This is a genomic window from Mariprofundus micogutta, assembly GCF_001895085.1.
Classification (GTDB): Bacteria; Pseudomonadota; Zetaproteobacteria; order Mariprofundales; family Mariprofundaceae; genus Mariprofundus; species Mariprofundus micogutta.
On the sequence record NZ_BDFD01000034.1, the window covers coordinates 1 to 7,623 of the forward strand.

Here is a 7,623-nt window from a genome sequence, read left to right on the forward strand (position 1 = left end):
TAGGTAAGCGCAACAGCTTCGCGCTTGAATTCGGCACTGTACTTTCTTCGTTGGGTCATTCGGAACACTCCTTATGGGCATATTATGCCTCTTTTTAGATGTGTCCGTAGAAACGGGGTAGAACCCCTACCAAATCTGCAGCATTACGATCCAACGATTCACACACTACATCTTTCTTCTCTTCTTTTTTCATCAATTTGACCCTCCCAAATCAGTCACGACCAAACTTATACCCGCGCTGAAACTGACCCTTGGCATGTCTGAACCATTTATGGGTATCGTGTTCCAATTCCCATGGATCTTTCGTTAATAAAGATGCAGTGGTGAAGAATATTTACTCACCTTATTGACCAATCGAATTACAAAAAACACGCTAATCATGTCGCGCAATTATTATCCCAAAACGGGATATTGCAATAGTGCTGATATTTTCCTGCCATGGATAGAGAAAAGTGGAGTGCTCGTCAGCTGCAACTCATCGAGGCACTGAAAACAATGAGAATCAATTGTGGACTGACTCAAGTCGAACTGGCAGCTCAATTAAATCGTCCTCAAAGCTATATTTCCAAATACGAGAAGGGTGAGCGACGCCTTGACCTCATTGAGTTGTCAGAGATTTGCAAAGTGTGTGGGACACCACTTTCCGATTTCGTAAAGGTGATAGATTAGTTAGCTGGAACGCTCCGGTAAAATCTGGGTAGAGCCCTCCCAGTCTATCCTGAATTCGAGAGTTTTATTCTATCCAACCACCTTTTTTGTTTTTATTCGGCAAGGACGCTTTTCTTTTTGAACGGCTGATTCCAGCAATCAACCATCAGGACAAACGATCTGTTCACCGATAATTTCAACAGTCGTTTCCAACCTGAATCAGAGGTTTATTACTATCAGGAGTCTTCAGAAACAAATCATATCCTATTAGTTTAAGAATTTGGCTAGAGCTCTACGTCCATGGTTTTTTAAGTATTTATTATTGGGAATACCAAGGCATTCGTATGTAAGATAGAGGCCCTGCCACGTGCCCAGAGCAAGTCGGCCGTCAGTGATCGGAATTGAGATACTACTACCCAGCGTACTGGATTTAATGTGGGCCGGCATATCATCGGAGCCCTCAAGTGTGTGACGATAGTAATCCTGATTTTCCGGCACAAAGTGATTGAAATGGGCTTCCATATCCGAACGAACAGTCGGATCAGCATTTTCGTTGATCGTCAGACTGGCACTGGTGTGTTTGATAAACAGATGAGCCAATCCAATATTGAATTCCCTAAGTTCAGGCAGCTGTTCTACTATTTCCTGCGTAATCAGGTGAAAGCCTCTGCTTCTGGCTGACAAACGAATCATTTTCTGCATCCACATATGCACCTCTCATTTGCATACCCTATAACTGTCAGGCATACGAAGAAATGTATGGGTGCAGTTTTAACATTCTGCTCTAAAATGCCGCATGCTCTATTTTGACAAGGTCACCCTGCGCCGGGGCGCTAAACTGCTGTTTCGCGATGCATCCATGACCATCCACAGCGGCCATAAGGTCGGCATCACCGGTGCCAATGGGACTGGCAAATCATCGCTTTTTGCTCTGATTCAGGGGGCACTCGATGTCGATGATGGTCACTTCAGTATGGAAAAGAATATTGCCATTGCGCATGTCGCGCAGGAAACCCCTGCCTTGAATTTACCCGCCATTGAATATGTTATGCAGGGTGATCCCGAACTCACTCAACTACAACAGCAAATTGCACAGGCAGAAGCAGATAATGATGGTGTTCGTTTAGCCGAACTTCATGAGCGCTTCGCCACTATCGATGGCTATGCAGCCCATGCCCGCGCTGCAGGTTTAATGCACGGTCTGGGTTTTGCCGTTGGTACAGAGCATAATCCGGTCGCCAGCTTTTCGGGCGGCTGGCGCATGAGATTAAATCTGGGACATGCCCTGTTCTGTCGCTCGGACCTATTGTTACTGGATGAACCAACCAACCATCTTGATCTTGAAGCAGTTGTCTGGCTGGAGAAGTGGCTGAGGAGCTATCAGGGAGCTTTGTTACTCATCTCCCACGATCGTGATTTCCTTGATCGCTGTGTCAACCAGATCGCTTATGTTGAACACGAACAGTTGACCATGTACCGCGGCAACTACACTGCATTTGAGCATATGCGCGCTGAAAAACTTGCCTTGCAGCAGGCGTCTTACGTGAAACAACAGAAGCAGGTAGCTCACATGACCAGTTTCATTAATCGCTTCAAAGCCAAAGCGACCAAAGCCACTCAGGCCCAGAGCCGTATCAAGGCACTCGAACGCATGCAGATGATTGCCCCGGCTCATATTGATTCACCATTCTCGTTTGCCTTCAAACACCCGGGTGGCATTCCCAATCCTCTACTGCGACTAAACAAAGCCGATGCGGGTTATGGCGATACCACCATATTGAATAACGTTTCATTCAGTCTGCTGCCGGGAGAACGCATCGGACTTCTTGGCCCAAATGGCGAAGGTAAATCAACCCTGATCAAGCTGCTGGCAGGTGAACTACAGGCTCAGAAAGGACAATGTGATCAGGCAAAAGACCTCTCTATTGGTTATTTTGCCCAGCATCAGCTGGAACAACTGCACGGGGAGCTGACACCCTTACAACACCTGCAGATGCTGGATGAGTCACTATCTGAAAAGGAGGCGCGCCTGTTCCTTGGTGGCTTCGATTTTCGCGGCGACATGGCCCTCTCCCCTGTCGCCCCCTTTTCCGGTGGTGAAAAGGCACGCCTGGTACTGGCCCTGATAGTCTATATGCAGCCGAATTTGCTACTGCTGGATGAACCGACCAATCACCTGGACCTGGAGATGCGTCATGCCCTCTCTATGGCCCTGCAGAGCTTTGAAGGCGCGATGGTACTGGTATCACATGATCGTCACTTACTGCGTACAGTGTGTGACTCCCTGATGCTGGTATCAGCAGGTCAGGTCGATCTGTTCAACGGCGATCTGGATGAATACTCGAAATGGCTGCTTGAACAACGCAACGAAGAGAACATCGCTACAAGCACGCCATCACGCAAGGATGATCGACGTGCCAAAGCCGAGCAACGAAAACTGCTGCAACCGCTGCGCAACAAAATCAAAAAGCTGGAAGCTGAACTGGAAAAGCTGCACGACATGAAATTCAAACTCGATGAACAGCTCGCTGATCCAAAACTGTATGAAAGCGGCAGTGGCGATCTGCTGAAACAACTCAGCATTGAGCACAGCCAGTTGGAAAAAACACTGCAGAATACTGAAGAAGCATGGATGGATAGCTGCGAGGAGTTGGAAAATGCCATCCAGTGAATGGTTCCTCTACCTGATTCGCTGCTCAGGAGGCCAACTCTACACCGGTATCACCACCGATGTGGAGCGCAGATTCAGCGAGCACAAAAGCGGCAAAGGCGCAAAATTCCTGCGTGGTAAAGGCCCTTTGGAACTGGTATTTCAACAACAGGTTGGAGATCGATCCGCAGCATCAAGAACAGAAGTTCGAGTCAAAAAAATGAGTAAAAGCGATAAAGAGAAAATGATTATCAGCGGAACAATCAAACCGGCACAAACTTAATTTTCAGGTTCACTCTCTTCAGCTTCTTCTTCATCATCGGACACAACATCGACGATTGCTCCACCCACTTTAAATGGAACCTTAACCACTTCAACGGCCACATCGACAGCAGTTCCAACGACTGTACCAACGACACAACCTGAAAGGCCAAAAAGTGCAACAAGGGCAAACAGAAATTTAAACATCATCACCTCGACAACCGTTGTACAATGGTTCAGCGCACTTTACATGTTCCTGTACAATTAAACACGCACAAGGATCACCTGAGTTTCGTTAATGTCCGCGGTAACCGCGCTTAAGCATGCGCTCGGAGAATGCACGGTCAGATATTCCTGAGTTGTACTTCTGTTCTGAAAATACCATGACTGTACTGTGCCCTGTCTGGACATTGACCATCTCCATCTTCAAAGCGGTCCAGATGCCTTGCACCTCTTGCATTTCAACAATGCGAAAATGCTTTAATTCCTGCCCTTTGCGATCCCAGTAATCGATGCGTATCGCCATATTGTTATCCTTACGCACATAATTCACCGTTTTGGCATAACCCAGATTTTTCTTCAGATCATCCGTTTTTGGTTCTCCCTGAACGACCCAGCAATCAAACCCGTCAACAGTTTCAGTGCCCAGCCAGGTCCAGTTATAATCATCAAGTTCCGGCGTCTGTTTAATATCTTCAAAGGTGAAATCGGTACCCATGAAATAATCACCCCGATCCGAGGCAGAGATGCGTCGCACTTTTTTCAATGCAGGCAGATATAACCATTGGTCATCATCACGCGCAGTTCCGTCGTAATCATAGGTCAGAAGTGCGGTATCCCGGATATTGGCAGGCTGCAGAAAATAGGAGATCGATTTACTGTCTTTTCCATAATCCTTACGGAAGGCAATGATAAAGCGTTCACGCTCCCCACCCCTGCGATCAATCAGTTTCTGGTATATTTTCTGAGTCAAATCATCACCATCATCGCGGTTATCCACCCGCTGCATCACCTCTTCCCCGGTGATTTCTTCACCATAGGAGAGTACTGCAGCCATACCGGTACAAATGGCTATAGCAAATGTGATCAAGGCCAGTTTCTGTATATTCATTTATTGCTCCTTCGATGTTTCAAACTTGTTTCCTGCAAACACAAATTTCGGTTTAGCAGCCAGAATCAAGGCTGGTAATACTGTCAAGGTTGCCACGAAAGATGAGAACATGGCTGCAGAAACCAGTAGCCCCATTTCCTGGTTGGGCGGCATAACACTTGCAATCAACACCATAAAACCGGCAACCACCACAACAGCATTGAACAATATGGTTTTACCGGTCGTGGCAAGTGTGCGGGTAAGAGCCCGTTTATCATCCCGCAGGCTATTGTACTCATTGCGGTATTTATAAATCAGATGAATGGCATAATCCACACCGATACAGATGGCGATCGAGGTGAACATCGATGAGCCCCAGCCTATAGTCGTGCCGGTCAAACCCATAAAGGCAAAATTCAAAATCACAGCAGCCAGTACGGGGGTCATCACGAAAATGCCGGCAACAAAGGAGCGCATCATGATCCAGGCCGCCAGAAATATCGCCAGCACAGTGGCAATAATATTAAAACGCAGATTATTGGTAATCATGCCGGTCTGCACATAAGAGATATGCCCATTACCGGTAATACTCCACTGCACACCCAAGGGATCAAAATATTGCGCTGCCAACGCATGCAAGTCCGCTTCAATCTTATGATATTTAGAGTAAATGCCATTGGTCATAAACAGGCGAACATTGGCAATGCGGTACTCACTATCAATCACCTCAGCAAAATCATCCGGAGCGCCGGAAAAAGAGTATAGCAGCAAATACTGGGCAATCAGATCGGAGGATTCAGGAATCTTCGCCATCTCGGGTCTGTTCTCATTCATCACCTGATGCATTCGGCGAATATAATCTACAATACTGATCGAACCGCCAACAATGGTATTCTTTGCCTCCATCTCCTGCTGAAATGACCAGACAGCTTGAAGCAGTTCAGGGCTGTAAAAGGCCTCCGCATCTTTTGCTTCCAACACCACATTAAACTGATACGACCCGATAAAATGTTTATTCACGACACGATCAGCCTCAACAATGGCCGAGTCCTGTTCAAAGTTGGATACATAAGAATCATCTACATAGACTCTGGAAGCACCCCAGGCTGACAGAAATATCAGTGCACTGGTGAGAAACAGTGTTCCGGTGACATGTCTCCCGACCCAGTCACCGAGAAGGGTTAAATAGCGCGAGACCAGACCTGCACCTTCCAGCCCGTGACCCTGTGACACTTTTTCCACCAGGGATTTTGGTGCCGACACCTTCATCAGCACCAGTAACGCAGGCACCAGCGTTAGCGACACAAACATCGCATAGATAATACCCACAGCTGCAAATACACCCATCATCTGCAATGGCACCATCTCCATCGTCAGAAAAGAGAGGAAACCAACGGCCGTGGTAATCGAAGTTAAAACAACCGGTCGCCACATCTCTGTCATGGTATCGCGCACCACGCTTTTGCGATCTATGGCAGGATTGAGTAATACCAGTTCGTAATATTTACCCAGCAGATGAATTGCATCAGCCACACCAATAGCCATCAGTGTAACAGGAACCATCGTGGTGGTCGGATACATAGGCACACCCACAGCTGCCATTATTCCCATTGCACCCATCACCGAAAATGACACCACAGCCAGCGGTATAAACACACCCCGTGCTGATCGATAGGTAAAATACAGCAAAATAGACAGCACAAGAAATACCAGTGGCATCATCACACTGAGATCTTCAGTAATGTACAGACCCAGGGTTGCTTCCAGTACCGGTTTACCAGCCACATGAAACTGCTCAGGACGCCCCTGGGCCACCTCATCCACGATGCTTTGCACAGCATCATAGAGTTTAAATTTATCCAGTCCCCGATCAGCCAGCAATGTATGTGGCTCCAGCTCAACGAGAATTGCCGCTGCAGCCCCATTTTTGGCAACAATGAAACCATCGAAGATGTCAAAACCCTGAATCTGCTGCTGCAGGGACAACAGAGCCGCAGCATCATCCGGCACCTCTTGCATGAATGGCTCGACTTCCATGCCATCAGCTGTGCCACGAATATTGTCTTCAGTGGCAATCGAAACCACATCCTGGTCTACCACACCGGGAAGCAACCGAACCTTATCGCTAATGCTCTGAATAACTTTCAATGTATCAGACTGATAGATACCACCATCTTCACGTACAACACCAATCCAGAGCAGGTCCGGTGTACCGAATATCTCCTTCATACGGGTATTATCCAGCGTGGCCTGATGACCGGGAGGAATAAATGCTTCGGTATCTGTTTCAATCTGCATTTTGGCCATTTGCGATGCAATGCCCATGGTCAATAAAACCACCAGTGCAATAACCAGCTTTGGCCAGTTCGTTACAGACTTAATAAACAATTCCATCATTGGCCTGCCTTCAAACCATCGAAAAGCAGCTCGAGAAGGCTGTTCAACTCCGCCTCCAGGGATTCAAGCTGCACGTTCATACACATCGGCATATTGTATTTATTAGATGCATGATAAAGGTCTGCTGCTCGTTGCTTCGTATCACAGGCACAAAACTCTCCAGATGCAATACCCCCGACTAATATGGTTTGTATGGCACTTTTAGCACGCTCCTCAAAATGTTGAAGCAGGTCTTTATGTTTGCCTGAAACCAATTGTATGAGTTCATACATATGCGGCGTTTCCGATACAAAGGCATGCAAATGCCTTAGACGAATAACGAAATAGGCACGCAAAGCAGCCCTGCTATTGCTTGCCTGCGCAGCTGCATACTCACCCGCTTCAGCTTTGGCTGCCAGGCAGGCCCGGGCTCCCTCGACAGCAATTTCTTCTTTATTTTTATAGAAACGATCACTGCTGTCCGGTTAAGCATTGAGCAGTGCCATCTGGCGAGGATTCACGGTCGGTTTTCGCTTTGGAGGCGGTGAGCTTCCTCCCAGCAATTCGGCGATATTCCTTCGCTGCATGAGGTTGACCG

General features: G+C 47.4%; 8 protein-coding genes. 3 read left to right on the top strand and 5 right to left on the bottom strand.

Features of this window, described 5'->3' with window-relative positions:
- The first annotated feature begins 438 nt into the window (after positions 1-438).
- Positions 439-669 (top strand): helix-turn-helix domain-containing protein, encoded by a 231-nt coding sequence (locus MMIC_RS12050; RefSeq protein WP_072660727.1) that lies wholly within the window; start codon positions 439-441, stop codon positions 667-669.
- Positions 670-915: 246 nt separating this feature from the next.
- On the opposite strand, the gene MMIC_RS12055 is transcribed toward MMIC_RS12050, so the two are convergent.
- Positions 916-1,356, bottom strand: a complete 441-nt coding sequence (locus MMIC_RS12055) for a secondary thiamine-phosphate synthase enzyme YjbQ (protein ID WP_083530592.1) — start codon at positions 1,354-1,356, stop codon at positions 916-918.
- Positions 1,357-1,444: 88 nt separating this feature from the next.
- Here MMIC_RS12055 and MMIC_RS12060 point away from each other — a divergent pair, with 88 nt between their 5' ends.
- The gene (locus tag MMIC_RS12060) at positions 1,445-3,319 is read left to right on the top strand and encodes an ATP-binding cassette domain-containing protein (protein WP_072660728.1); all 1,875 of its coding nucleotides are present in this window, start codon (positions 1,445-1,447) and stop codon (positions 3,317-3,319) included.
- On the top strand, positions 3,306-3,581 hold the full coding sequence (locus MMIC_RS12065) for a GIY-YIG nuclease family protein (protein ID WP_072660729.1): 276 nt from the start codon (positions 3,306-3,308) through the stop codon (positions 3,579-3,581). The genes MMIC_RS12060 and MMIC_RS12065 overlap by 14 nt, the downstream gene beginning before the upstream one ends.
- Here MMIC_RS12065 and MMIC_RS12070 read toward each other — a convergent pair.
- The 4 genes from MMIC_RS12070 to MMIC_RS12085 all read right to left on the bottom strand — a co-directional run bounded on the left by MMIC_RS12070 (position 3,578) and on the right by MMIC_RS12085 (position 7,381).
- Positions 3,578-3,766, bottom strand: a complete 189-nt coding sequence (locus MMIC_RS12070) for an NF038104 family lipoprotein (RefSeq protein ID WP_072660730.1) — start codon at positions 3,764-3,766, stop codon at positions 3,578-3,580. The genes MMIC_RS12065 and MMIC_RS12070 overlap by 4 nt on opposite strands.
- Positions 3,767-3,854: 88 nt before the next feature.
- Entirely contained in the window at positions 3,855-4,670 is an 816-nt protein-coding gene (locus MMIC_RS12075; RefSeq protein ID WP_072660731.1) for an outer membrane lipoprotein-sorting protein, read from the bottom strand.
- Positions 4,671-7,043, bottom strand: a complete 2,373-nt coding sequence (locus MMIC_RS12080) for an efflux RND transporter permease subunit (protein WP_072660732.1) — start codon at positions 7,041-7,043, stop codon at positions 4,671-4,673.
- Positions 7,043-7,381 carry a hypothetical protein gene (locus MMIC_RS12085; protein ID WP_072660733.1) on the bottom strand — a complete coding sequence of 113 codons (339 nt, stop codon included), beginning with the start codon at positions 7,379-7,381 and terminating at the stop codon, positions 7,043-7,045. Before MMIC_RS12085 ends, MMIC_RS12080 begins: the two co-directional genes overlap by 1 nt.
- Positions 7,382-7,623 lie beyond the last annotated feature (242 nt).